Here is a 278-nt window from a genome sequence, read left to right on the forward strand (position 1 = left end):
TGGTTAGCCGCCTCAATACCGGAAATTCCAGGCATATGAATATCGAGAAAAATAACATCCGGTTCATATTCGCCATACAATTGCAGCATCTGTTCCCCTGTTTCAGCACTTGGACAAAGGGCAACATCCTCTTCCTCAGTTAACAAATACATTAATTCTTTTCTTGCCATTTGTTCATCCTCAACAATCATGGCATGAATTTTCACAAAGCAACACCCCTTTTCGTTTGAACCTCAATGGGAATTTGAAAAAAAACCTCACTACCCCCGGCGGGTCGA

The 278-nt window shown here is 42.1% G+C and carries 1 protein-coding gene; it reads right to left on the reverse strand.

Annotation, left to right across the window (positions count from 1 at the left end; translation table 11 throughout):
* On the reverse strand, positions 1-206 hold a 206-nt coding region (locus tag RYX56_RS22030; protein ID WP_317124073.1), incomplete at its 3' end, for a response regulator.
* Between the last annotated feature and the right edge of the window lie 72 nt (positions 207-278).

It is taken from the genome of Alkalihalophilus lindianensis (genome assembly GCF_032843265.1).
GTDB lineage: Bacteria > Bacillota > Bacilli > Bacillales > Bacillaceae_D > Alkalihalophilus > Alkalihalophilus lindianensis.